This window comes from Natronococcus sp. CG52 (assembly GCF_023913515.1).
GTDB lineage: Archaea > Halobacteriota > Halobacteria > Halobacteriales > Natrialbaceae > Natronococcus > Natronococcus zhouii.
In genome coordinates this window covers 81,273-106,221 of sequence record NZ_CP099393.1, presented here as the reverse complement: position 1 = coordinate 106,221, position 24,949 = coordinate 81,273, and the positions used below count along the sequence as shown (strand labels likewise).

Annotated in this window: 16 protein-coding genes and 5 pseudogenes; 14 read left to right on the top strand and 7 right to left on the bottom strand. The window is 54.6% G+C overall.

Going from position 1 to position 24,949, the window contains the following annotated elements:
• Positions 1-2: 2 nt before the first annotated feature.
• Both NED97_RS23385 and NED97_RS21875 read left to right on the top strand, forming a co-directional pair.
• On the top strand, positions 3-470 hold the full coding sequence (locus NED97_RS23385; RefSeq protein WP_382207888.1) for a TVP38/TMEM64 family protein: 468 nt from the start codon (positions 3-5) through the stop codon (positions 468-470).
• A pseudogene (locus NED97_RS21875) lies at positions 454-707 on the top strand (hypothetical protein); the annotation flags it as partial. The gene NED97_RS23385 and the pseudogene NED97_RS21875, both read left to right, overlap by 17 nt.
• Before the next feature lie 33 nt (positions 708-740).
• On the opposite strand, the gene NED97_RS21870 reads toward NED97_RS21875, so the two are convergent.
• Positions 741-1,886, bottom strand: coding sequence for a sensor histidine kinase (locus tag NED97_RS21870; RefSeq protein WP_455429882.1), 1,146 nt, complete (start codon positions 1,884-1,886; stop codon positions 741-743).
• A 336-nt stretch (positions 1,887-2,222) separates the two neighbouring features.
• Positions 2,223-2,852: a hypothetical protein gene (locus tag NED97_RS21865; protein ID WP_252491151.1), complete on the bottom strand. Its 630-nt coding sequence runs from the start codon at positions 2,850-2,852 to the stop codon at positions 2,223-2,225.
• A gap of 480 nt (positions 2,853-3,332) precedes the next feature.
• On the opposite strand from NED97_RS21865, the gene NED97_RS21860 reads away from it, so the two are divergent.
• Positions 3,333-4,328 (top strand): NAD(P)H-dependent flavin oxidoreductase, encoded by a 996-nt coding sequence (locus NED97_RS21860; RefSeq protein ID WP_252491150.1) that lies wholly within the window; start codon positions 3,333-3,335, stop codon positions 4,326-4,328.
• Between the two features lie 348 nt (positions 4,329-4,676).
• Here the strand turns inward: NED97_RS21860 and NED97_RS21855 are convergent, their stop codons facing one another.
• Entirely contained in the window at positions 4,677-4,946 is a 270-nt protein-coding gene (locus NED97_RS21855) for a hypothetical protein (RefSeq protein WP_252491149.1), read from the bottom strand.
• A gap of 121 nt (positions 4,947-5,067) precedes the next feature.
• Between NED97_RS21855 and NED97_RS21850 the strand changes: the two genes are divergently transcribed.
• Positions 5,068-5,241, top strand: a complete 174-nt coding sequence (locus tag NED97_RS21850) for a hypothetical protein (RefSeq protein WP_252491148.1) — start codon at positions 5,068-5,070, stop codon at positions 5,239-5,241.
• Between the two features lie 28 nt (positions 5,242-5,269).
• Positions 5,270-5,578: pseudogene (locus tag NED97_RS21845) on the top strand (IS5/IS1182 family transposase); the annotation flags it as partial.
• A gap of 59 nt (positions 5,579-5,637) precedes the next feature.
• On the opposite strand, the gene NED97_RS21840 reads toward NED97_RS21845, so the two are convergent.
• Positions 5,638-10,371, bottom strand: a complete 4,734-nt coding sequence (locus NED97_RS21840; RefSeq protein ID WP_252491147.1) for a carboxypeptidase regulatory-like domain-containing protein — start codon at positions 10,369-10,371, stop codon at positions 5,638-5,640.
• A 329-nt stretch (positions 10,372-10,700) separates the two neighbouring features.
• Between NED97_RS21840 and NED97_RS21835 the strand changes: the two genes are divergently transcribed.
• The 8 genes and pseudogenes from NED97_RS21835 to NED97_RS21805 all read left to right on the top strand — a co-directional run bounded on the left by NED97_RS21835 (position 10,701) and on the right by NED97_RS21805 (position 18,208).
• A complete protein-coding gene (locus tag NED97_RS21835) occupies positions 10,701-10,898 on the top strand; it encodes a hypothetical protein (protein WP_252491146.1) in 198 nt (65 codons plus the stop codon).
• A 1,263-nt stretch (positions 10,899-12,161) separates the two neighbouring features.
• Positions 12,162-12,284: a hypothetical protein gene (locus NED97_RS23175; RefSeq protein WP_256493437.1), complete on the top strand. Its 123-nt coding sequence runs from the start codon at positions 12,162-12,164 to the stop codon at positions 12,282-12,284.
• Positions 12,285-12,520: 236 nt separating this feature from the next.
• Positions 12,521-14,176, top strand: a complete 1,656-nt coding sequence (locus tag NED97_RS21830; protein ID WP_252491145.1) for a thermonuclease family protein — start codon at positions 12,521-12,523, stop codon at positions 14,174-14,176.
• 1,182 nt (positions 14,177-15,358) lie between these two features.
• Positions 15,359-15,538 (top strand): hypothetical protein, encoded by a 180-nt coding sequence (locus NED97_RS21825; protein ID WP_252491144.1) that lies wholly within the window; start codon positions 15,359-15,361, stop codon positions 15,536-15,538.
• Entirely contained in the window at positions 15,531-16,217 is a 687-nt protein-coding gene (locus NED97_RS21820) for a hypothetical protein (RefSeq protein ID WP_252491143.1), read from the top strand. Before NED97_RS21825 ends, NED97_RS21820 begins: the two co-directional genes overlap by 8 nt.
• 231 nt (positions 16,218-16,448) lie before the next feature.
• A pseudogene (locus NED97_RS21815) lies at positions 16,449-16,631 on the top strand (ATP-binding protein); the annotation flags it as partial.
• A 285-nt stretch (positions 16,632-16,916) separates the two neighbouring features.
• The gene (locus tag NED97_RS21810; protein ID WP_252491142.1) at positions 16,917-17,792 is read left to right on the top strand and encodes a ParA family protein; all 876 of its coding nucleotides are present in this window, start codon (positions 16,917-16,919) and stop codon (positions 17,790-17,792) included.
• Positions 17,789-18,208: a hypothetical protein gene (locus tag NED97_RS21805; RefSeq protein WP_252491141.1), complete on the top strand. Its 420-nt coding sequence runs from the start codon at positions 17,789-17,791 to the stop codon at positions 18,206-18,208. Before NED97_RS21810 ends, NED97_RS21805 begins: the two co-directional genes overlap by 4 nt.
• 310 nt (positions 18,209-18,518) lie before the next feature.
• Here the strand turns inward: NED97_RS21805 and NED97_RS21800 are convergent, their stop codons facing one another.
• The 3 genes and pseudogenes from NED97_RS21800 to NED97_RS23505 form a co-directional block, all read right to left on the bottom strand.
• Positions 18,519-19,475 carry a transcription initiation factor IIB gene (locus tag NED97_RS21800; RefSeq protein WP_252491140.1) on the bottom strand — a complete coding sequence of 319 codons (957 nt, stop codon included), beginning with the start codon at positions 19,473-19,475 and terminating at the stop codon, positions 18,519-18,521.
• A 643-nt stretch (positions 19,476-20,118) separates the two neighbouring features.
• Positions 20,119-21,477 carry an orc1/cdc6 family replication initiation protein gene (locus NED97_RS21795; protein ID WP_252491139.1) on the bottom strand — a complete coding sequence of 453 codons (1,359 nt, stop codon included), beginning with the start codon at positions 21,475-21,477 and terminating at the stop codon, positions 20,119-20,121.
• Positions 21,478-23,021: 1,544 nt separating this feature from the next.
• Positions 23,022-23,168: pseudogene (locus tag NED97_RS23505) on the bottom strand (DUF7563 family protein).
• Between the two features lie 768 nt (positions 23,169-23,936).
• Here NED97_RS23505 and NED97_RS21790 point away from each other — a divergent pair.
• Positions 23,937-24,905 (top strand): annotated as a pseudogene (locus tag NED97_RS21790) (IS630 family transposase).
• The last annotated feature ends 44 nt before the right edge of the window (positions 24,906-24,949 follow it).

The following is a 24,949-nucleotide window of genomic DNA, read 5'->3' as shown; positions in this document are numbered from 1 at the left end:
GTGTGTTTTCGGTGTTCATCGGCTATGTATTCGGATTTCCATCTGGAGTCCCGTTAGCGTTGTTTGGTACCGTACTCACGTGCCTCCCTCCATTTTTTGTTGCGACTCGAGTTGACGGTACCTATCTCGACTGGGCTACAGTCTACGGAGCAACATTTGTCGATATAACCGGTGAGCTTCGAGGAATGATCGCTGCACGTCTTTCTCCAGCACCTGCCGATGCAGTTTCATATGGCGCCGGACTTACCGGTGTCTCAACACGAATATTTGCGCTTGGAACACTGATCGGTGAGTTCCCATGGGCGGTCTTCTATGTATTTCTCGGGCAATCACTCCGAACGTTTTCCGCAGCCGAAATACAGCAGGTCGATATTCGGCTCGTTCTTCTTGCTGCGATAACCTCTGTGCTACTCATCATCCGGCCTATCTACGGATTTCTCCGTAACCGAGGTAATCAGGTCAGTAATTGATAACAACATCCAGAAATTCTGCTTGATCGCCGATATTGTCACCTCTCTTGTCGGTGTAGCAGAAAAGGTCTCCAGCGACTTCCTCGTCGAACAGGGCTCCTCGTTGGCACTATCGAGTATTTTTTGAAGAGCCACGTCCTCAAGCGGGAAGACGAGGACGAAGAGCACCCGTTTAGTTGGATGCAGGATGGCGTGTTCGATCTCGTCAATCGAGAAGGACGTCTACAGGCGGAGTAGGCCGAGTGCCTCGGGGTCAAGTCCCAAGGCAGTTTACGCAGTCACAGCCGGTAGCGTAAACGAGAACGTTGCACCCTCACCAGGTTCGGAGTCAACCCAGATCTCACCGTCGTGACGTTCGGTGATTCGCTTGCAGAGCGCCAGTCCGATGCCGGTTCCAGCGTGCTCTTCGTGGCTATGGAGTCGTTCGAACACATCGAAGATGTGATCTTGGTCCTTTGGGTCAATCCCGATGCCGTCGTCACGGACCGAGAGTTTCCACTTCTCGCCAGTTCGTTCGGCAAAGACATCGACTCGTGGAGGCTGGTCACCGCTGTACTCAATCGCATTAGAAAAGAGGTTTTGGAAAAGCTGGCGTAATTGGCTCGCATCACCGTTAACACGCGGCAACTCATCACATTCGATATCAGCGTTGCTTTCCCTAATCTGTATCTCGAGGTTTTTGCGAGCGTCGGTAACTATGTCGTTGAGATCGACAGGTTCGAGCGGTTTCCCTTGTGTATTGACGCGCGAGTATTCGAGTAGTCCGTCAATCATCTCTTTCATTCGCTTCGAGCCGTCGATCGCGTACTCGAGGAACTCCTCACCATCCTCGTCGAGTTCATTAGCATAGCGATTCTCAATGAGTTGCAGGTAGCTCGAGATCATCCGCAGGGGTTCCTGTAAGTCGTGGGATGCAGCATAGGCGAAATGCTCGAGCCGCTTGTTCGATTCTTCGAGCTCGTCCTGTATTTGCTGTAGTTTCTGGTTTTGGAGTTCGATTTCACGGGCACGTGATTTTGCCTGCGCATCATATCTACCCACACCGAAGCCGGCAGCAGTGCCGAATCCTGTGAGTATCAGAACAGATCGGTCAATATTTTCAATCCCTGCAGCGGGTTGGAGTTCGTAGAGTATAAGGATGAGAATTATCAGTCCAAGTCCACCGAGACAGCGAACTGCAATAAAAGAATAAAAATTTGGATGAATATCAGTCTGTGGCAATCTATATCCGCCAACAAAAAGGATGAAACCAAAACCGCCTATAAAAGAAGAACCAACTAGAATACTTGGAAGAAACGTCCCCAAAGAGGCTTGGACAAGCGCCCATCCGACGGCAAGTGCGATGTATAGACCTCCGAGGGTAATTATGACGTGTCTCCCTCCAAGGGTGAACATGGCCGGACTCCAACGAGTCATTAATGCGATTCGGTGACGAGAACCAATAGTCCTTTTTGTATTGAGGGGAGATTCGCTGCGCTCTTTTAGCGCTGGTGGTCGGCATCGTCTATCTGAGCGTTATGCGCTTCTGCAACGGTGTCTGTTTCCTGTGCTTGATCAACGGCCGCAAAACGCCTGTCAAGTCCGATTTCTCGTAAGTTTACCAGTAGTTGACAATACGGTTTCTTTATTCAGCCTTGGTGCTGAATCTGAGTCGGTCGAATTGTTACGTAGGGATGCGTACCTATCGGCGAGACCCTGAGCTCATCAACCGAAAAGATTTCCAACAAGGCTGGAGCGACTGTATATTACCTTCTACCGGGTCTGTGTTGACGCAAGTACACGTGTGATATAGGCCTGCTTCCAGAGCAACCATCCCCCGAGGCCAATTGCAACCAATCCGAAGATGGTTAGTCCAACCGCACCCCAATTCATCTTGTCAAGAGCACAGGCTAATGTTTCACTCGCGCACGCCCCGAACAGTTCTCGTCTGAATGCACCTACGTACACCAGTCCAACTCCGACGACTACTGAACCGGTGCCGACCTGCTTCTTCCGCATGACTTCCCGTTCAGTCGGCGGATTGGCAATAATTGTCTCCCGAACGTCCGTACGCGGCCCGGCTATCTGAGAGAATACGGCGGCCCCGAGCAAGAGGAGAGCGGCGGGTGCGATGAAGCGTCCGACTGACAACATCCCTACGATCGAAAGCCCCGTCAACAGGAGCGCGGCCACCCAAACGAGCGGTGGCCGGTTCGTCCACGCGCCAACCCCACCGACAAGGGCGAAAATAACGCTGAGCATCACGGTTCCGGCAAAGAATACATCTCCAAGTGGATTCGGAAGCAGGAGGTACGTAACTGCTACGCTGGCAAACAGGATGGCAAGAACGCTCAGCAGGCGACTGACCGTTCGACTGGAGGGTGCCTGGAATGCGGTGGCCATGACCTATATAGGCGGATGTGTTATTTATATCTACAGTTTGACAGTTTTCGTATTCATCCGATCTCCAGCGACCCCTCCATCAGTTGTCATATGTTCCGTGATGAGTACTTCTCTATACTGAACGCGAGTTTCACGGCCAACTCTGAATAAAGAAATCGTGCTACTATCTACTGTTACACTCATGGCACCCGTCTCCGTTCTCAAAAAGTGGCCCGGTGGAACGGGCCGAATCCACAATGAAGGAAACAGCCCGTTGCAGCGGGCCGGTTCCTCGCCCACAGTGCAGAGTCCATGAGTACGCTTCCAGATCCCTTTCGGGACAGCCCGCAGTAATATCATATCTGTCTTTACTTTACCGGCGACGTCGGCGCGAGATCTCCAGTGTTGCCAGTATCGGGGAATCGGTGTCATGCACACGCGGGCGCGTGTTCAACTCACTAGAACCAAGAACCCATACATCAAACTTCTACTTGATTCGCTATGCCCCGGCTGACGACGCCCCTCACTGATGCCCTCAGTCTTGACGTTCCCATCGTTCAAGCACCGGTCGGAAGTGCGACCTGTCCCGCTTTGGCAGCCACCGTTGCTGACGCTGGCGCACTCGGAATGCTGGCCGTTACATGGCGTGACGCTGAGGCAACCCGTAAGGTTATCACTGAAACCAAACAGCGGACAGAGGGCGTTTTCGGCGTCAATATTGTCGCGGATTCGGACGCGAAAAACGTCCCGACAGAGACCCACGTTGAAGTCTGTCTTGACGAAGGAATCGACATCTTCTCCTTTTCATTTGGGGAGGCCGCACCGTATACCGAGCAAATTCATTCGCGTGATGGGATCGTTCTCCAATCGGTAGGAAGTGCTGAAGAGGCGAAGGATGCTGTCGATGCAGATGTAGATATTCTCGTTGCACAGGGATGGGAAGCAGGCGGGCACGTGCAGAGTGAAGTCGCCACACTCCCGCTGGTACCCCGTATCGTTGATGCCGTACCCGACACACCAGTCATCGCCGCTGGTGGTATCGCAGATGGACGCGGAATTGCTGCGGTACTCACTCTCGGCGCGGCAGACGCGTGGCTCGGCACGCGATTTCTCGCAACGGAAGAAGCTCACGTCCATCGGCTGTATCGACAGCGGGTAATTGACGCGGAAGAGACTGACACAGTTTACTCGACGCTTTTCGACGAAGGATGGCCAGATGTGCCACATCGGGTAATCGAAAATGGGACTGTCGAAGAATGGAGGGCAGCAGAACACCCCTCAACGGAACGACCGGGAGAGGGCGACATCGTTGCCGAAACAGATGATGGTACTCCGGTACGGCGGTACGAGGATTCACTTTCAGTACCTGATATGAGTGGAGACGTAGAGGAATTACCTCTCTATGCAGGCCAGAGTGCCGGACTAACACGTGAAGTAGAACCAGCAGATGAGCTTGTGATGACCCTCACCAAAGAAACGTTCGAGGTGCTGGAATAAGCCAACTGATAGAGTTGCAGACCATTTAACCGGTGAAGTGCGATTCACTATTCACTAAGGCTATTCCATAGTAATGATATGATTAGATCATCTTCGACTTTTGGGTCATAGGGCTGAATTACGAAGCGTATTCTAAATACTATCGACAGCCAAGACCTATAATCATAACCTCTATTATCATTATTGGTGCAATACCTTGGATAATATCTGTGGGAATTTCGTTGATGTCCCTCCCCACCCAATTAGCGAATGCTGAATTTCCAATTTACTACGAGAGAGCTCTGTTGAAACCCTCACCAACTGACAGGACTGGCGTGCTGAATACAGAGGATGAGTGTCGCAAATACGCTAAGGTTTCAACGGGAGGCTCGCTCTGCCATTCGAGCGCATGACTTCTCTGTTGCGGTCGGGCCACGTCAGTAACCGATTACGTAGTAACTCCCCATCAGCTGTCTTCGGATCATAGCCACCGACCTTGGCCGTGAGCGTCAAGACAATCCACCCGCCGTACCCGAGAACGACAGTCACACCAGTCAGTACGACGACCGAAACGACCACCCTCACAAGGCGCTTCTTGAATCGCACATCTGAATTATTCGATGCTTCTTTGGATGTCATACTGCCAACTATTATAATTCGTATCAAAAAGATTGTGTCTATTTTTCTTGATGATACAGTGCTGCAATCCTGCCATCAGCCGACCGAAAGTATATCTCTTTGTGGGATTCAGGCGACTACTGTGGCCGCTATCCGACAATACCTGTACGGCAAACAGCCCCTGCGAGCAGTTAAGACTGTTGTCGCCGTCGGTGTCATCACTGCGGTCATCCTCGTCCCATTTGGGCTTCTGGAGAGAGGAATATCCGACTCTGTTGAAATCCTTGAGAAGGTATACGTTTGGACAGTAGTGTGACCGAATGTAGACTCTCCCGAAGTCACGACTGCTCCGGTTTGTCGAGGAAGCATTTCAGTTAGCGCAACGTGCTGTGGCTCGATACTCCTTCAAGTTCTCCAAACAACGCTACACGCTTCATCAGCACATCGTTCTCCTGTGTCTCAAAGTTCGGAAGAACACGACCTATCGAACACTCCTCGACGAACTCATTGAAATGTCCCGCATTCGGAACGCGATCAACCTCACTGAACTTCCTGCCCCGTCAACGCTGTGCAAAGCGTTCAATAGACTCGATATGGCGGTCTGGCGGGTGCTTCTCAATCTCTCTGTTTCACTGCTCCCGACTAACGGTGTTGGACGGAGCGTTGGTCGCCCGAAAAATGGCGGGATATCCGATCGGGCCGGGTGGCCAGTCTAGGCGCCCGCGTGGACAAGCGGATTCGCCGCGCTCCCTGGCGTTCCCGGGCCCGCGTGAGCGGGCGGTCGCACGCTGTTCTGTGCGCTCTCGACGACGACGTCGTCGTCGGCCATCTCGAGGAGCGCCGATACCGTATATGGGTAGGTTCCCGGTTCGGTCTCGGCGTCGACCGCGTGCGTCAGCGTAACCGTTTCTGACTCGCCGCCCTGGAGGGTGAGTTCGACCATCGAGTCAGGACCGTACTCGCGGAGTTCCTCGTGCGTGGCGTCCGCGAGTCCGTCGGCCGACTGATCCCAGAAGAGGAAGACCGTCTCGGTCCCCTCCTCGTCACCGGTGTTGGTTATCGTAGCGTCGACGGAGAGTTCGTCGCCGGCCTGCACGCTATCGGGTCCGTCGAGGTCGCTCACTTCGAAGTACGCCGGGTCCGGGTCGGCGTCGTCGCCTTCGATGGTGATCGGTGCGGTTTCGACCTCGTCGGCCGAGATCCCGTGCGTGGATTCGCCGGTCGCTTCGTCCTCGGGGATCTCGTAGCTGAACTCCACCGTCGTGGACTCGCCGCCCTCGAGGGTTACCGTCTGAGACTGCTCGGGCTCGTAATCGATAACGTCGCCGCCGAAGTCGGTGCCCGGTGGGAAGTAGAACACGGTGCGGGTATCCTCCCGCTCGCCGACGTTCGTGATGGTCGCGTTGACCGTGATCTCCTCGCCCTGACTCGCCGTGTCGGGCGCTTCGAAGTCGGAGACCTCGAAGTAGGTGCCGAGGGTGAGGTTCTCGACGGTGGTTTCGCCGGCGTCGACCTCGACGAACGAGATGTGTGAGTCGTCGTACCCGTCAGCGATCGCGCGCAGCGCGTACGTGCCAGGAGTGACGTTCTCGATCTCGTAGTAGCCGTCAGCGTTGGTGGTGACGTTGAATGCGTCGCCGTCGGCGTCGACGACGTGCGCGTCTTCGATGGGGACTCCCGCCGCGTTGGTGACGTACCCCTCGATCGCGCCGGCGGTGCGGTCGATTTCGAAGTCGACGTCCTCGACGTGCTCGCCGGGTTCGACCACGACGATCTCGTCGGGCTGGTAGCCCGGCGGCGTGTCCGCGACGTTCACGACGTAGGTCCCCGCCGAGACGTTCTCGAGGGTGTACTCGCCGTTCGCGTCGGTGGTTGCCTCGTAGATCCCGCCGTCATCGTTCTCGGCGACGACGGTGGCGTTTTCGACGGGCGCGCCGTCGTCGCTGGCAGTCACCTGCCCGCTGATCGCACCGGATTCGGTGTGGAGGCCGATGTCCTTGGTGATGGTTCCGTCTTCGGGCACCTCCACGGTGTCGGTTTTCTCGGCGTACCCCTCTGCGGTGACGGTGATCTCGTGTTCACCGGCGGGGACGTTCTCGAGGGTGTAGGCGCCGTCGACGTCGGTCACGTCGGTGTAGGTCTCATCGCCCGTACCGAGTTCGACCGTCGCGTTCTCGATCGGGTCGCCGGTCTGGTCGTCGACGACCGTTCCAACGACGTCGCCGGTCGGCGTGTCGTCTTCGATCGTGACCGGCGCGAGATCCTGGTCGTCCTCGCTGGAGACGATGTGGTTCGCGTCGCCGGGTTCGACGTCGTCCGGTACCGTGTACGAGAGCGTGACGCCCTCGCTCTCGCCCGGCTCGAGCCGGACGACATCCGAGTTCTCGATCGACGTCGCATCGGCCGTGACGCCGCCGGTCGTGGCGTACTCGACGGCGTTCGCGAGCAGCTGGTTGCCCTCCTCGGTGAAGGACGGTTCGTCGGTGAAGAAGTCGCGGGCGACGGCGGTCGCCAGGACCTCGTTCTCGTCATCGTTCACCGCGATCGACGGCCCCTCGTGAACGCCGTCGTCGCCGGCGGAGAAGTCGGCGTCGGCGAGGACGGTACCGTCGTAGTCGTCGAACCACGCACCCCACGTGGTGGTTCCGGCGTACACTTCGACGGAATCGCCGGCCGAGCCGACGCCGGCGAAGATCGGGTGATCTTCGTGGATGTCGATCTCGACCGGCTCACCGTCGGTCGCCGTCGCGTCCGAATCGCGCTCGGCAGGGTTCTCGCGGACATTGTTCAGGCGGTACACGCCGTCGGCGTACGTCTGCGAGGACCCTCCTTGATACGAGTCAAGGTACACCGCGCCCTGGTCGGCCTCGAGGGCGTCGAGGAAGTCCTCGGCGATCTCGTCGCTGCCGAAGCGCTGGACGACGAACGTGTCGTAGTCGCCCATCTCGTCGAGCAGGTTCTCGGCGGTGACGACCTCGACCTCGTAGGTCTCGGCGTCGAGACTGTCGTTGAGGACGTCCGCGATTCCCTCGCCCTGTTTGGTGTCCGCTGCAACGTCGACGACGGCGACGGTGCCGCCGCCGGCGCCGAGGTCGTAGACGATCTCTTGTTCGTCCGGCGCGTCGCCGGTGTTCTCGACGGTCGCGTCGACCGTGTAGCTCTCACCGGCGCTGACTGTCTCCGGTGCGTCGGTGATTTCGACGTCGAAGTACGGCTCGAGGATGGTGATCGTCGTCGTCGCCTCGTCGTCCTCGGAGAAGACGCCGTGGTCGTACGCGCCCTCGCTGAAGTCGCTCGTATCAACTTCGAAGGTCACGCTCGTCCCCTCGCCGGCGCCGAGGGTGACGTTCTCCTCGACGAGCAGCGGTTCGTTCAAGTCGTCGAAGCGGAACTCGACGTCCTGCGTGTCCTCGGTGTTACCCGTGTTCTCGACATCGGCGCTGACTTCGACCGTCTCGCCCTGGTCGGCCTGGTCGGGTGCCTCGAGGTTCGAGACGGCGAAGTGCGACCCGAGGATGGTGAGTTCGTCGCTCGCGGAGTCGTCCTCGGAGAAGACGCCGATGTGATAGTCGCCGGGTTCGATTTCGCTCGTGTCGACGTCGATGGTGATCGTCGTCTCGGCGGGTTGGTCGACCGGGTCGTCGACGCCGGGAGCGGCCACATCGACGACCTCCGTCGTAACGGGCTCGCCGTCACCGAGGTCGTCCGGATCCTCGCTTACGTGAACGCCGAGTTCCTGGACCGCACCCTCTTCGCCGAGGTTCTCGAGGTCGACCGTAACCTCGATCGTCTCGCCCTGGTCAGCCTCGTCGAGCGTTTCAAGGTTCGAGACGGCGATCTCTCCTTCGTCGAGATTGCCCTGAACCTTGTACTGCAGCAGGTTCAGGTCGGTGGTCGTAACCTCGCCGTCACGGTCGAGGTCCCCGAGGTCCTCGTTGAACTCGTCGGGGTCCATGTCTTGGAGGTACTGCTGGGTCAGCTGGACGTCCTGGACGTTGACTGACTCGTCCTGATTGACGTCACCAAGGTCGTACTCGAGGGCGCCGACGCCGACCTCGTCGACGGCCGCGTAGGCGTCGATGATCCCGTAGCCGTACCGGACGTCCTTCTCGTCGCCGGGTTCGTCCCAGTCGTCGGGTTTCCAGGCGGTCTCCTCGAGGGTATTCTGGATTTCCTCGGCGGTCAGTTCGTCGTTCGCTGAGAGCATCAGCGCGATGGTCCCCGCGGCGTGCGGGGCGGCCATCGAGGTGCCGTCGAGTTCCTGGTAGCCGTCTCCGGGTTCGGCGCTGAGGACGTCCTCGCCGGGGGCGGCGACGTCCGGTTTGATCCACTCGTCGGGCCACTCGGGGTCCGGGTTGTCCCAGTTGTCGGCGGCGATGGTGTCGCCGCTCGAGAAGTCGGTGATATCGCCGTCGGCGTTTGAGGCGCCGATCGAGAACGAGTCGTGAATGTTCGCCGGCGAGCCCACGCAGCCCTCGCCGGAGTTACCCGAGGAGGTGACTGCGGGCACGCCCATATCGTTGGCGTTCTGGATCACGGGAATCCAGGCGTCCTGGTAGACCGGACCGAAGAGACCGCAGCCGGCGCCGAAGCTCATGCTCACGACGTCGGTGTCCATCTCTTCGACGGTATACTCGAAGCCGGCGATCGGGTCCGAGCTGGCGCCGGAGCCACCCGGCAGCACCAGCGCGTGCTGGAGGTCGACACCCGGCGCGACGCCGTAGGCGGGAGTGTCATCATCGGCTGGGACGTCGGCCCCGACCGTGCCGCCGACATGGGTGCCGTGGTAGTGGGTGTCGTACGGCTCGGAGTCCTCGACGGGCTCACCGTCGGGGCCGATTTCGACCCACCCGCCCGGGTACGTCGGATCGTCCGCGTCCTCGGTGTAGAGGTCGAGGTCCTGGTGGCTGACGTCGAAGCCGGTGTCGAGGACGGCGACTTTGACGTCCTCGCCTCGGGCATTGAAGTCTTCCCACGTGTCGGAGGCGTTGATCTGGTTCAGCCCGTAAGTGTGGTCGTCTTCCTGAAGGCTACTCGGTACCTCTTCGTTACGGTCGACGGGTTCGGGAATTTGGTACTCGGGCCGGATCATGACGGTGTTGACACCGTCGATGGCGGCGAGCTCTTCGGTGTCGACGGTGTCGGCGTCAACTTCGGCGCGGATGGCGTTGGTGATCCAGTAGGTATTGATGAGTTCAACGCCGTTCATGGCGGTGACTTCCTGGCGAGCGGTCGCCTGCGATTCCTCGGAATACTCCCGAAGTTGGGTGATCGCTTCTTCGCGATCCTCGCTGAGAGACCCGTCGTACTGATCGAGAACCAGGTATACCTGTTCGGTGCCCTCGGCCTCCTCGAGTCTCGGATCAACATGTGCGTCCGCGTCTCGTGTCTCGGTTGTCGTCGACGATTGTGCGTCGATTCCCTCGTCTGCAACTGCACCGCCCATTGCTCCTGTAGTCCCGATCGCGACGATCGAGAGTACCACCAGTATAGCAAGGGCAACAACCCATATCTGTTCGCGTGTATCTGACATTTATTAGTTTTCGCAGTGATTACTGTTCGGCTTACCCACCACTAGCGAGTAAACCTATACTAGCTACTCCATTCAATTTAGGCTCTTTCTTATGTACAGATTACATGAAGCATACTGTACACCAACCGAATATATATTTTACTCCTGAAAACAGTCTATGAATATTAGGGTGGTAATAATATATTATACATATTCTAATAAAAAATAAGGCCGAAGAAGCTACTTCTCTAATATACTATATTTTGCTCTGTAGGATCGCTAGACAGCACCGCCTCAATCGCGTTATCTTCGTAGAAAGCGAAGAGGTTAACGACGATAGTGATGAACGCGAGGAGGAATCCGCCGCCGACGGCGACAACACCGAGGAGGACAGCGAAGAAGTCGACGACGCCGATGAGGGGAGCGAGGAACCCGAACCTGAGTCTGAAGACAACTGCTAGTAATTAGACCCTCATCTCGCTTATTTTGGTGGAATTAATCCCGTTGCTTGGGAGTATATCCGTTCTCCCGACTGAGATACCCACAGCGACGGCCATACCTACGGCTCTTTAAGTCTAAGATGACGATCTCTTGGGATCTCAACGGGAATAGTAGTTAGACCAGTTGTGTTGGCCGACAGGTCGATATCGTCGAACAACTGCTGGGCATTTCCGGTTGAGAGCAAGAAGGGAGCGTCCACGAGCACGCTCTGTCAAACGTCGAAGTGTGGCTCTGTCGCCACTGCGGAGAGGAAAGCCCTTCTTAGACTACCCGGGGCGGGAACCCGTCAAGCACGCGCACAGCGGCCTTGAGTGCCAGGATCTCGAGATTGACGAGTACAACACCGACAACACGTCCAGCGGAAACAACAATCGAACGAACTGTTCGCGATGGCCTGCATTCGAGGGGTTCGTGACCTGGAATTACTCGAGGCCTACCGTGCGGTCGTCACACAGATCCATTCGGGAGCATCAAGCGCAACCTCCCGAAGCGATCGTCGCTCGCAAAGCCGAGCTCACTGACGACCCGCTCCCACTCGAGACGAGCGAGATTCAGTCCCGACTCGGACTCGAGACGAGACGCTCGAGGCTGACGCGGTCGACGTCCGGCCACCGTAGGTGGCGGCGACGCGGCCCGGCGGCCGGGAGATCGTGACCGACGGTGGAATGAATTCTTGCACCGGCGAGGCCGATCAACTGAATGGACTAAATTCGTCACACCCACACGGGCACGGTCCCGAGGTACCGATCGGGAAAAGCGTTCCGTCCGGCGCTTCTCGTGCGGCAAATGCCGTTCCGCAGTCAGCACAAATTGCGACGGTTCGCGGGAACTCTTGTATTTGGGGTGTCATTGAGACACATGGTATGTGGTCTGAGAGTCGCTTGAAGGCTTCTAGGATCTCTCTATCGAACTATAGAGAACTATCCATAATTGAAGATGTTCGGCGTGTTCGACAAGAAGAGCGTAACGGAGGTGCCGAATACTGGCCGAACTCCGTGACGCCGAAACTCGAGACGACGACAACACCCACACCTCGCGAACCGCCGCCTAACTCGAACTCACATCCGAGAAGACAGACCGATGAGCGGACAGACGTTCGATCACGAGTTCACTGAATTTGAGTGTCGATCCTGTACGATGCGGGTCTGGAAGACTGTCCGCGGCCTCGAGTGTATGCGCTGCGGAAAACTCGACCAAACCCAGGTCTACGCCGGGGGTGAACGATGACCGTCAACCCGTCGAACTACTCACGCAACCAGCCGACCTCGACGCCGTTCATCCACGCCCGGTATCGTGGCGCGTGCCCGGTCTACGAGACCGACGATCAGCCGAGAGTCATCTACTGAGTTCGCTGCACTCAACTAGTGGAGTGCTCAGAGGGTCCTCTATCTGCATATCGGACTACATTTTCTATGAATATGTTACTTAATATCAATAAATTTCATATAATATCATCCAAACACTATCTGTATAGATGAAAAGACGTGGCTTCTTACGGTCGTTTGTCGCTGCCGTTGGATTAGCATCATCGTCGGAATCTGTCCTCGCCGCTGACTCGAGACTCGACTGTGGGGTCTGGCACGTGGCTGAGATCGTCGACACCATCGATGGTGATACGTTCGACATCTACGTGTACAACAACGATACGGAGTACAATGTCCGCACTCTGGGGCACGACACACCCGAGAAGACTGGGAACACATATTATGAAAAGACGGAAGAATGGGAGTTCATAGAGGACAAAACCCATCTTGAAGAGTGGGGAAACAAGGCGACGACCTTTGCTGAAGACGAACTTCCAGTCGGGACGCAGTGTCAAGTCATGCTGGACTGTGAATCGGATGAAATTGACCAATACGGCAGACTACTCGCCAAGATCAGGTATGACCGAGATGGCGATGGAACGTATGACACCGTCTATAACAAGCTGACCCTCGAGGAAGGGTATGCTCGGCTATACGCCGGGAGTATGAGCAATACTGACGAATACTTAGATGCACAAGAGCGTGCTCGAGCGAATGGGCGTGGTCTCTGGGTAGCTGCTGATGGGCAGGTTCCAGAGTGGCGAAACACTGCTGTCGACGAAACCTTTCACCCGCATACATCGAGTATCAAGACGACCAGTGGCAAAATCTCCAGCTCGCGGGTACCGGTCTGGGCAGAGCCAGAAGCGGTCCAAGAGAATACATGGAGCAGTACGGTTAACTACGATAGCGGAACCATCCCGCTGGTTGGTGTTGACGAAGTGGCTAATATCGCGTACTTTGGTGGCTGCTCGATCAACGAACTCTGGGAGGAGGAATCCGCCGATCTAGATCACTTTGTGTTTGTCACAAACCTGATCGACCACTTGCACGACAATACGGATCCATCTGGCCCGATATTGGTCGACGGTGGGCATCATACTTTCAACCAAGATAACGTTATTTCCGCCGAAGATACTGCCTTCTACCAGCGCTTCCTCGAAGGTGTCGGCATCGAACTCCACAGTATCAATACCTATGGCAACGGGAACGGATACAGCCTCTCTGAGGCTCGAGCACTCGTTGCATCATGTAGTCCCGATAGTTGGACTGCAGACGAAGTCACAGAAGTGCAGCACTTCATCGACAATGGTGGCGTCGTACTCCTGATGGGGAGTGGAAGTGAGACCGCTGAGGAACGCGCCAATCTCGATACCCTTGCGGCTGATCTTGGTACGGATCTCCGACTCAACGATGATGACGTTCGGGATGATACGAATCACGTTGGTGACAACCGAAAACTCCTGCGTACAACGAATCTGAACACTGCCGACTTTGAGCTCTGGTCTGCTTACGATGGCGACAGCAGCGCCGGAACGGACGTCATTGACGCCAATCCTAATACTGCTGACTCATCATCATACCATACCTGGACGCTCTCAAATCCATCAGACGACTTTAGTGGCGAAGTCGATACGATCACTGTCGACTACCCCTCTGAAACGAGTCTCGACGGTCTCACGCAGGATGACGTCTCTGTTTTCATGGACCGTGATGGCGATGGAACCGTCGATGAAATCCGGATAAACTCCGATACCTACGGCGGCAACACCGATACATTCGATCTCGACGGGAGATACAATACATCGGTCGAAGGAGAGGTCCGCGTTGAGATTGACGGCATGACGAATCCAGACGCTGGCGATTATGTCGCAACGGAGACTCTCGACGGCGACAGTACATATACTGTCGACGCTGAATTTACAATTGAATGACGTTTTGTTTGGTTTTTAAGTCAGGAATTTTACCGGAGTGAGTTGGGACTGCGACAGCGGAAGATTGAGACAAACGGCTCTGTTGAAACCCTCAAAGATTGATATGAAGCGCGTGTTGAATACAGAGGATCACTGTTGAACGGCCAATACCACTATTTCGGCCCGCAAATTCTGAACTAGCTGACAAAGAACGTAGTGAACGATGAATGAACTACGACAGTCGTTTTCAAGGCCAGCCAGCTTCGAGGCTCGCACCGAGTATGATTCCGAGCGCAATACCGATAGCCAATTCATTCATCGTAATACCAATAGCGACGCCGAGTACAAGTCCAATCGACATCCCTACACCTGCGTCTCGCTGGGACTCCTCCTCACCGTTCACGGAAGCCATTGAGCGGTATTTCGCTGTATTCAGAGATAATACTGCCGTTCTACGAACCACCGTCCTCCACGCTGAGCGACTACTGCTCGTGCCACAATCGCGCTATCTATTCAGCACGACCGTTAGAACCTATCACTGATCAAGGGTTTTAACAGAGCCAGTCAAAAAGGAATCAGTAATGGATGAAATAATACGTGCCAGTCGCAGTGTACAATCCAGTTTCGATGAAATCGAAGAAATCAGATTTGACGACAATTACCAAGAATTCATCGAATTATTGTCAAAAGCAGAAGAGACATAATTGTTCAAATTTTAATATGGGAAGTAAGCATATTTAACTCAATTATAAGATATATTCCCTTCCAGAAGATGGACCCGGCGTTCGTCAGTGGAATCCAGAGCTAAATGATGGAAACGGTGGGTGGGTAGATGAGCGATAATGTGATCCATACTGATATATCGATAAAGATTGTCCGCGAACACGAGTATCGTCAACAGATAATCGAAGATAGCACCACTAATCCTCGGGGCTCGTTAGCAATATCGGTCGATAGCGCATCTATTGCAGGGGGACCGGACACACTTCCAATTTCGGGCTATATCTACGATCTGATCGCCCATCTGTGTAATGCAGTTGAATTCATCCAACAAAACGAGAATTACATCGTTACCGCGAGCGGTGGACCAGCGTACGTTGCGCTACGGTCAGAATCGAACGATGTAATCGGGATCGGCCACTACTGTCGGAAATCGGGTATTACAGCTAATCAATTAATCAGGGGGAAGGTAAAGCACTCGTAATGAAACAAGCAGCAATCACAGCGATCCTCGACTGTGCAGAAACGTTTCACGAGGACTTGGTGAAACTAAACTCAGAATACGCAGGTGCCGATTCGGTTGATCGACTCGAAGAACTGAACTCCGATATCAGACAGATGCTCGAGTCTAACGATATTGAGGTAGGGATTTACAATGAGTGAGTTTCTATCGATTCCGTATCTGCTCGAAGAGGAGATGGATGCTCGCAGTATCGAAAACGTCCTCCGATTCTGTTTCGATGAACTGGGCTGTTCCCGATCGCCACCAGAAAGCGAACGAACGAACCAGTTCGGCTATACCACTGAAGAAACCGATGGAATTCGGTACGATTCGTCGATTAACGAGGCAATCGACGGTCTTACTCGAGCAATTGGTGGCACAGTATGGTTATGGTACGACGATCTAAATGTAGGGATCCATGTGAACGGACAGTCGGCCCACCGTCCGACTATGCCGAATCTTTCGCTCTCAATCGATGAGTGGTATGTGAAACCGTGGCGCAACGAGCAACCGGCACTCATTCACGAGTTTGTACTCGAGCTGTACGAGTATCTTTCCCCGAGCTACGTCTGCGGGAACATGTATCTCGACGAGTCACCCCTCTCTGCTGAGGGGATCGAAGCCGGCCGGCTGGAGGAACTATACTGGGTGAACGGATTCGGACCTCGCATGGCCGAACAGATTGGTCGAGAACGGCTACTGCATGCGCCGGCGTGGCGTGTCGACGACCGTGGGGATGGCGGCGTTTTTCTCTGGGAGTCGCCGTTACCCTTGTCTCCAAATCGGCAGGAAACCGATGATATGCTCCGAGAATATTTTGGCTTGAACGCCCACGACTGAATCATAAATTTTCTTCGTTCACAACCATCGTGTCGAATCAATACCAGGCGCATAGCTGATTCGACTAGATCAACGCGTGTACGAGGCCGTCGACGAGAAGAAGTTCGATGCGCTCGAGGAACTCCGCGATCGCACACTCGTGTACGTCCTCGCGTACTCTGGGTTCGTGACAGCGAAGTCCTCAGTGATCCTCGAGACGACTGCCGGAACGGGCTGCGGTGGAAGGATGTCGATCTCGAGCGCAGCGCTGCACAAATTCAGTGGTCACCTCCGAACGGGACCGGCCTCGAGTATCACTACTGCTGTTTCTGTCGGTCCGGGTTTTTTGACGATTTACAGCGAGTAGCCGCGGACAGGGACGATGTTTCCCTCTTTACGCCCGACGATATTGTAGCTCCAGCAGGCAACAGATAATGTTCATTCACTGTGTTCACTCATGAAGTTCTTTCTTGAACATTATCCATGTGGTTAGGGAGAATAGCGAAAACACGGCCATCACACCATCATTGGATAGAGTTGTTGCCCACCATCCAGCAATTGTGTTCATTCATCGCATTCATCTGTCGCATTTAGTAGTTGTGTTCATTAGGTGTGTTCAGTGGTTGTGTTCATTAATATTGTTCATTGTGTCAAAAAACGGTCTGAAGACATGAATGTGTCTGACGTACTTTCAAGATGAATGGGTTTCATGAAGAGAGTATGTTAGCGTACTCGACGTATAGTGAAGCCGGAGGAGTCGGAAAGACCTCCACAGCAGCGAATCTGGCCGTCGCGCACGCACGCGCGGGACTAAAACCACTTGTCGTTCCGCTCGACCCACAGGACGGGAATCTTTCCCGACTATTTGGCGTGGACGATCAGCGAACGGAACCTGTCGACAACATCGTCCGTCACATGATCCGGCGTCCGAAAGGTGATTTCGATGATCTCGTCCGGTCTGCCGAGGGCGTCGACATCGTTCCTGAACACAACATGCTCTCCGATCTCGCAGAGTACCTTCGGCGGGAGAAAGAACAAGCGGAAGCAATGGGAGAAGCGTTCGGGATGCACGCACAGCTCCTTCGAGTACTCCGCGAAGCAGGTGTCCCTGAAAAATACGACGTCCTCATCTGTGACCCACCAGCGACTGAGGGGCCACACCTCTACAACGCCATCCACGCAACTCGATCGTTGGCAATTCCTGTCGAACCCACTGCCAAAGGTCGAGCGGCAGTCGAAGGGTTAGAATCGCTCGTCGCCGGCCTCGAGGATCAGTTGGAGGTCGAAGTCGGCGTCCTCGCGGCCATCCCGATCGGGTTCAAGAATACGCGGGATCAACGGCAGATCCTCGACGAAATCGAGTATCCGGTCCCAGAAATCATCGGCGAGCGAGCCTCCCTAATGGAAGGGTGCTGGATGAAACAATGTTCGGCGTTCAAGTACGTCCGCGAATTCCGCGACCGACAACGCGACTACGAGATCGAAACGCTCGCGCAGTTCGATCAAATCGCACGGCATCTGGAACAAGACGTCGGGCTCGAGGGACCCAACCCGCCCGAGCCAGGAAACCTGACCCACGAGGTGATGTCGATATGACTGGGATGAAAGAGGGGGCTGGCGAGAATCCGTTCGCTGAGGATCCAGAGCCGACAGCATCGGAAACGGAGAAGGAGACGAACGCAACCGATACTGAACCGTCGCCCGAGACCGAAACTGAGTCAGCAACGAGTTCCAGTTCTGAATCGCAGCAGTCACAACGCCAGCCGATGCAGATCCCCTACAAGTTTCGGCGTGACGGCGTCCAGGACGGTCGTGACCGAGTCCCGCTCTTCCTGCAACCAGAGACGAAGCGCGCCGAACGCGATGCCCTTCGAGAACTCGAGAAGCGGTTCGACGATGACGTCTCTCTGACCGATCTTCGCGAGGCACTTATGATGGTCGGGCTCAACCGCCTCGATGAAGTCGAAGAACAGCTGGAAGAATGGGGGCATGGGATGACGTTCGATACCTGACCAAGCTAGATTGGAATCAGCACTCTCGACGATATATTATCTATCGCTATATCCTTCCTCGGACACGATATCGGAGTTTAGTTCGAGACATCGAATCCAGAGGTACTCGTCCTGGTCCATCTGTAGATTACAAACCTTGATATCTCAAGGCTCGAGATTCCTCCGCCTGAAGGCGGAGGAGGTGTCAATCGGCGTTGCTGAGCAGCCAATCCTCGAGCGACGCCTTCAGCTCACTGCCTCGAAGCTACGACTGATAAAGACGAGTTCGACACCAGGATTAGGGGCGATAGTTCCACTGCCAGAAAAGCAGCTAATGAATGCCCATTGCTTCGATCTGCTCTTGGTACCGGTTCCGAATCGTCACTTCGGTTACTTGCGCAACGTCTGCGACCTCACGCTGAGTTTTCTTCTCGTTGCACAGGAGTGAAGCAGCATAAATTGCAGCGGCGGCATACCCTGTTGGAGACTTTCCAGAGAGCAGCCCCTGTTCTGCAGTGGTATCAATGATTTGTCTGGCTTTCGACTGAACCTCTTCACTTGAGCCGAGCTCGGAGCAGAATCTGGGGACGTATTCCTTGGGATCGACTGGTTTCATCTCGAGGGAGAGTTCCTGAGCGATATAGCGGTACGTCCGCCCAATTTCTTTCCGCTCCACTCGAGAGACGTCGGCCACCTCTTCCAGACTGCGCGGGATACCTTCCTGTCGGCAAGCGGCGTACAGACAGCTCGTCGCAACCCCTTCGATGGAACGCCCGCGGATGAGATCTTCGTTCAGCGCCCGCCGATAGACGACGCTCGCGACTTCCCGAACTGATCGTGGCACGCCCAGCGCCGAGGCCATCCGGTCGGTTTCGCTCAGTGCGAACTGCAGGTTGCGCTCGCCGGCATCTTTCGTTCGGATGCGCTCCTGCCACTTGCGCAGGCGCTGCATCTGGCCGCGCTTCTCCGAAGACAGGGACCGTCCATAGGCGTCTTTGTTTTTCCAGTCGATCGTCGTTGTGAGGCCCTTGTCGTGCATCGTTTTGGTGGTCGGCGCCCCGACACGGGATTTGCTGTTCCGTTCTGAGTGGTCAAAGGCTCGCCACTCTGGACCTCGATCGATGTTCGTCGTTTCGATAACTAGTCCACAGTCCTCACAGACGAGTTCACCCTGATCCTCGCTTGTCGCAAGAGCGCTCGAGCCACATTCATCGCATGTTTGTTCATCCGTGGACTCTTGCTCTTTTTCGGTTGATTTTGATTCGCGCTGGCGCGTATAGCGCTCCATGCAAGTAGTTCCGCGCCCAGACAGTCTTAAACCCTCGTGCTACAGGCAGAGCAGGCCGGAGTACCTCAGGGTTGTTCGGAAGATCTCCAGTCTTCCGTGAGTGAGCAAACGCTTCGCGTTTGTGATCTATGCAAGACCAGAGGTCTTGCAGTATGACGAGAGAGCGTCGCTCTCTCGACCCACCTGACGCCGAAACGGTTCACCGAGTGAACCGCCTCGGGACTTGACCCCGAGGCACTCAGCCTGTTCCACCTGTGGACCTAACACATCGATAGAGGGGTGGGTCGTAATTAGGGGAGTACAGAACACATCGATAGAGGGGTATCCGGAGCAAATCATTAACTTTCACGCTCTTTAATCAGTTCGACACGTAGGAATAATGGGGTCCAAAAAGATCAAACGCAGCAGCACACCGGCTAACGCGGTCAAATACACTTCGATAGAGGAGTCTCACATTTCAAATAATGAAAAAATCCATAACCCATTAGTAGCTCAAATGAAACATCATCTACCCATTTGTTTGTGGTCTCGATCGTGAGATGATACCAATCGTTCAGCACACATCGATAGAGGGGTGTCTGCAATTCTACGGAGATACCGTTATAAGTTCGACACAAGAACTAGAAAAATTGATGTTTTACTATTATCTCCTATTGTGGAGTTGCGCTCGTACGACTGATTGTACTTCTTCGGTGGAGACAGACTCGAGACGAGAGTCCTCGCGAAGCGTCTCGAGAATTGTGTCCGGTCGTTCGCCAAACTGGAACTCGAGAAACATTCCTGAGCTCGGTCCGTGACTCCGACGCTCAAAGTCGACCAGCGAGTATGTCGTCAGTTCCTTCATCTTATTGACGTAGGTTTCCTGGTGATACTGGTCGGCGTCAATAGAATCGGTCAAGAACTGGTAGACGCGGTACCCGATTGTACTGCGAGCCGTCCCGTCGTCGGTTTCTGTCGCGACAGCCGCCGTTGCGTACAGACAGAGCTTCTTCTGTGTACTGATCCCCCGAACGACCTCGAGAACGCGGTTTTTCTCGACCTTGTCCTGCGCTCTCCGAACGTGCTTTTCACGAACCCGTTCGTTACCTTCCCGTTCGGCGAGTTCACCAGCGACCCGCATCAGGTCGATCGCCTTTCGTGCGTCACCGTGCGTCTGGGCGGCAAACGCAGCTGCTAACGGAATAACATCGTCATCCAAGACGCCCTCATAGAAGGCATCCTGTCGTCGACGAAGGATAGCCTGCAACTGATTAGCATCGTAGTCGTCGAAGTGGACGTCTTCCGGAGTGAACGAACTCAGCGCACGACTACCGACCGACTCCATCATCTTCGTATCGTTCGAGATCGCGACAACCGAGATGTACGCGGTCAGATCGTCGCTGGCACCGGCGCGCGACAACTGATAGAGCAGCCGAGAGAACGCCAGTTCCTGTTTATCTCGCCGTCCCACGAGCATGTCGAGTTCGTCCAGGACGAAGACGACAGAATCGAAATTCTCGTTGACGATCCGATACAGTTCGTCCCACTTTTCTTTCGTTGCGACGCCGTGTTTCGGGACTTCGACGCTAACCCCGGCCTCCTCCGCAGCGCAACTGGCGAGTTCGTAAACCGCAACACCAAGCGTATCGAGGTCCTGGCAGTTGACCTCGATCGTCCCGAAGCGAATGTCGCGAGAGCGGCAGATACGGCTGATATTCTTGCATACGGCTTTCGTGATAAGCGATTTCCCGGTTCCAGAGGGGCCATAAAGGAAGAGATTCGGTGGTCGATTATCGCCGAGTGCGACCCGGAGCATCTTCGTAACTTCCTGAAGTTGCCTGTCACGGCCGACGATTCGATCCTCCTCAACGATATAGTTCGGATCGAGAAGCGATCGCTCGCGAATCAATCCCTTCTGATCATCGAACTCCAGAAGCATTTCCTCGATCGATCGGGAATCATCGTCCGATCCGTCGGTGGGAGATGCCGAGGTCGATGACGACTCGTCATCGGTTGCTGTCATGGTCGGGTCGTTTTCAGAGGGGAGAGGTTCGCTTCGATCGTCCGTTCGGTCCACGGTATCTGATCGATCAGACTCGACCGGTCGAGTGTTACTATTCGGCAGATCGTCGGAGTTACCCCGATCAGCGCTATCCGAGTGATCCGACGAAGGCCCTGGATCGGAAGCATTTGATGAGTGCCTCGATTGTGTCGTTCTCTTGTCCTCCGAAGTCTCTTGGTCAGGGCGAGAAGACTCGGAGTCGTCAGTACCCATGCTAGATGGACACTCAAGGAAGGTTCAAAAAAGTTTGCACCAGTATCGAAGTGAGATTCGTCGTTTCAGATATTGCATCAACCTCAAACAGGGATGATGGTCAGAGACCAGGCATTAATTCGCTGAGCGGCGACGAAGTGTTAGGCTGGTCGGACTCCCAGCGTGATTTCCTCGAGTTCGGGGAGACTCGGGTTGAGAGAGACACCCCTCTATCGAAGTGTTCGATGTCTTTCGAGAGAGGGGGGTGAACTACTCGATCCGATGTGATTGCAGCACCGAAGAATAGCTTAAACCTCGGTAACACCGGTTTGATGGTCTGAGATATAGATTTGCTTTGATCCATCCTTCCTTCTTCTTCTAGCTTTCTAGCTAGAACACTCACACACCCCTCTATCGAAGTGTTCGATGTGTTCCGCAATAGCCAAGATAGTGTCCTTCTGAGAACAACAGTTCCATACTGTTCTACTCGACGTATCTGTCATCGAAGACCCACAGGAATCCTCTTTTCACCTCTTCTCTTGCTGCTTTTCAATCATCTTCCTATCCCAGTCATCCTTTCGACCGGTTTCTTAGACCTCTACACGAACACTTCGAACACATCGATAGAGGAGTGTCTGTGTAAATTCTACCGGTAAAGAATATGCAAAATCTGAATACGTCCTTCTACTCGAGCATATCGTCTACCTCATTATATACATCAACTACACATCGATAGAGGGGTGCCCGGATTCGCTCTTCTCCTGGCAGCGATATCGGGTATATTCTTGTTTCTCTCATCGTTTTGGATTGACTGGAGCAGTATACTCGTTCTCCTGGGACCCTCTGTCACGCCACTGCCAGTAGTAATAGTGATATCCAGGTTTCGTCTCCTTCGTGGTAATGTAGGCACCGCTCGCAGGTACGGTTTCGTAGCTTCTGAATCAGTCGAGACATCACGTTCTTCGAGTCCCTCGAGTTCATTTTCGTCGACCGCTTCTTCAGCCCGCTTTTGTTCGAGTTCCTGCTTGCGTTTCGCTCGCTTCCACGCTGCGAGATCGCTGGCATACTCTGCGATCACCTCGAGCCGTTCTGGTGGTTGGTCCTCAAGTGGATCTTGCACATACGCTGGTAGCTTAGGTGCAGATGGTTTTGTCAGGTCTTCCGTAGTTACTCCACATCATTCGAAGACATCCGTTTATGGGGTAACTCTCAAACTCTTAACTCTACTCGAGCCAACTCGAGTCTTCCTATCGGCTGGAAGGAAACAGCACACAGATGTGACGGCTACGGAGCGGCGTTAGGGAGGGAACCAACTAACGTCGTTGTGATTTTGCCTCCCGAACATCGGCCCCATCTCGAAATTTATCGGGACACTGCGGTCAGACTCGAGATTCATCAACGCCATCCGGTGTGAAGACACGGGCATATCGTTCGGTGACGTGCGTCCCGCAGTTCGACATCGATAATTTGTCTTTTCTGAATGAGGACATACTTTGACGAATTTGGAGCTATGGTGAGTCACGACATTCGCTGCGGATGGACGTTGGGGAGTTTGTCGATCTCCTTCCGTCCTCGAGCCAGTATCCGGTCGGCACTCATGATCTTCGCAGTATCGTCTCCAAAGTACTCGCACTACTCTCGGTATAGTGCTCGTCGTGAGTGGATGGAACCTTGTCTCTGGTACCGCATAGTGGGACCCCGCAGGCTGTCTCCAGGAGAGATCACGGTATCTACACCTGGCCCCGTGCTCCTCCTTGGCTTGCTGCCAACTCTGGCAAGAAAGTGTTCATTAGGTGTGTTCATTAGGTGTGTTCATTAGATGATGGCATACTTGACTTCGAAATGTCCACTCACAGCGGATTAACTTGCGTTCGCGTTCAGGATGGCTCGTCTGTGGTCGCTCTAACTGTTTAGCCTCGTTTTTGCTGTTGTCTCGGCCGCCCGTGATGCTCATTGCCGGGTCGGTATGTAACTCCGCTGTCGCTCTGGATGCACTCAAGTTCATAGTGACCTGTTCTTGACTGGTGCTGTGCTACTCCGTCCCAGTCTCATCTGCTACTGCTACCAGTATGCTCGTTCTGCCGCGGATTAAGTAGAAGTCCCTCTCGAGATCAATTGCAGATGACGCTCGCAATTCTCTCATTGGTAGACACGCTGGCTGACTGTCGCTCGAGGTGCAGCTATAGTAACTGTTAGAACCTTCTACTCGAAGATTATTGCTGAATGTAGTGGATCATCTCGACGAAATCTCTGTCGAGGAATTGCAAAATGCCCTTGACAACGTAGAGGACAAGAAGCCGACACAACGGCTCTTAGCGGCAATAGCGTACAAAAACGGTGTCACGCAGACTGAACTAGCCGAGTGGTATGACGTTCAGCGACGGACGATATATAGCTGGCTCAAGCGACTCGACACCGACGAGTCGCTTGAGCAGGCAATTACTGATGCTCACCGATCTGGAAGAAAACGAAAGCTCTCAGGAGAAGAGCAACAAGAGTTTGAAGAAACTGTCCACGACCCGCCAGAGAAAGTTGGGATTTACGCGCCGGCGTGGACGCCGGCGCTCGTCCAGCAGTATCTTGACGAAACCTACGGAGTCGAGTACTCAATCCCGAGTTGCCGGCGGTTGCTCAAAGAAGCGGGACTGACCTTCCAAAAACCACGCCGTACAGCTGCTGAATCTGAAGCTGAGGACCAAGAAACGTTTCGCAAGGAACTCAAAAAAAAAGCAGCGGGAGATGGACGCCACAGTAGTCTGTCTCGATCAAACCAAGAAACCCGTGTAAGTTGAGTCGCGTACCGCGTGGTTTCCGCGCGGCACGCGGCCGGCTGTCGAACTCTCTGGACAACGCCACTGGACGTGTCTCTTAGGCGCGATCACCGTCTTCGGTGATCGCTTCTTTTCTCGGTTCGAAGAGTACGTGACGGCCGACCACGCAAAACATTTCATTCTTGCGTTATGCCAAGAGTTCGAAGATGATTTGATTGCCGTGCTAGATGGAGCGCCGTACTTCCAGGCGTCGGCTGTCATCACGTTACCGGCGTACTCTCCCGAACTAAATTCGGTTGAGGAGCACTGGAGACAACTCCAAACCGCTCTCAGCAACCGGTTTTTGATTCACTTACTGAACTTACAACAGCGATCGACACTGCCCTTGACCAACTCTCTGTTCCAAGTATGAGTAACTATTTCTAACGCCTACTATAATCTGAACAATGCCTCCAACCCTTTGCGAAGAC

What these genes read in the sequence shown, in the direction of transcription:
- NED97_RS21870 (WP_455429882.1), bottom strand. Translation starts at nt 1,886, where the DNA reads ATGACTCGTTGGAGTCCGGCCATGTTCACCCTTGGAGGGAGACACGTC.
- NED97_RS21865 (WP_252491151.1), bottom strand. Translation starts at nt 2,852, where the DNA reads ATGGCCACCGCATTCCAGGCACCCTCCAGTCGAACGGTCAGTCGCCTG.
- NED97_RS21860 (WP_252491150.1), top strand. Translation starts at nt 3,333, where the DNA reads ATGCCCCGGCTGACGACGCCCCTCACTGATGCCCTCAGTCTTGACGTT.
- NED97_RS21855 (WP_252491149.1), bottom strand. Translation starts at nt 4,946, where the DNA reads ATGACATCCAAAGAAGCATCGAATAATTCAGATGTGCGATTCAAGAAG.
- NED97_RS21840 (WP_252491147.1), bottom strand. Translation starts at nt 10,371, where the DNA reads ATGGGCGGTGCAGTTGCAGACGAGGGAATCGACGCACAATCGTCGACG.
- NED97_RS23175 (WP_256493437.1), top strand. Translation starts at nt 12,162, where the DNA reads ATGACCGTCAACCCGTCGAACTACTCACGCAACCAGCCGACCTCGACG.
- NED97_RS21825 (WP_252491144.1), top strand. Translation starts at nt 15,359, where the DNA reads ATGAAACAAGCAGCAATCACAGCGATCCTCGACTGTGCAGAAACGTTT.
- NED97_RS21820 (WP_252491143.1), top strand. Translation starts at nt 15,531, where the DNA reads ATGAGTGAGTTTCTATCGATTCCGTATCTGCTCGAAGAGGAGATGGAT.
- NED97_RS21810 (WP_252491142.1), top strand. Translation starts at nt 16,917, where the DNA reads ATGTTAGCGTACTCGACGTATAGTGAAGCCGGAGGAGTCGGAAAGACC.
- NED97_RS21805 (WP_252491141.1), top strand. Translation starts at nt 17,789, where the DNA reads ATGACTGGGATGAAAGAGGGGGCTGGCGAGAATCCGTTCGCTGAGGAT.
- NED97_RS21800 (WP_252491140.1), bottom strand. Translation starts at nt 19,475, where the DNA reads ATGGAGCGCTATACGCGCCAGCGCGAATCAAAATCAACCGAAAAAGAG.
- NED97_RS21795 (WP_252491139.1), bottom strand. Translation starts at nt 21,477, where the DNA reads ATGACAGCAACCGATGACGAGTCGTCATCGACCTCGGCATCTCCCACC.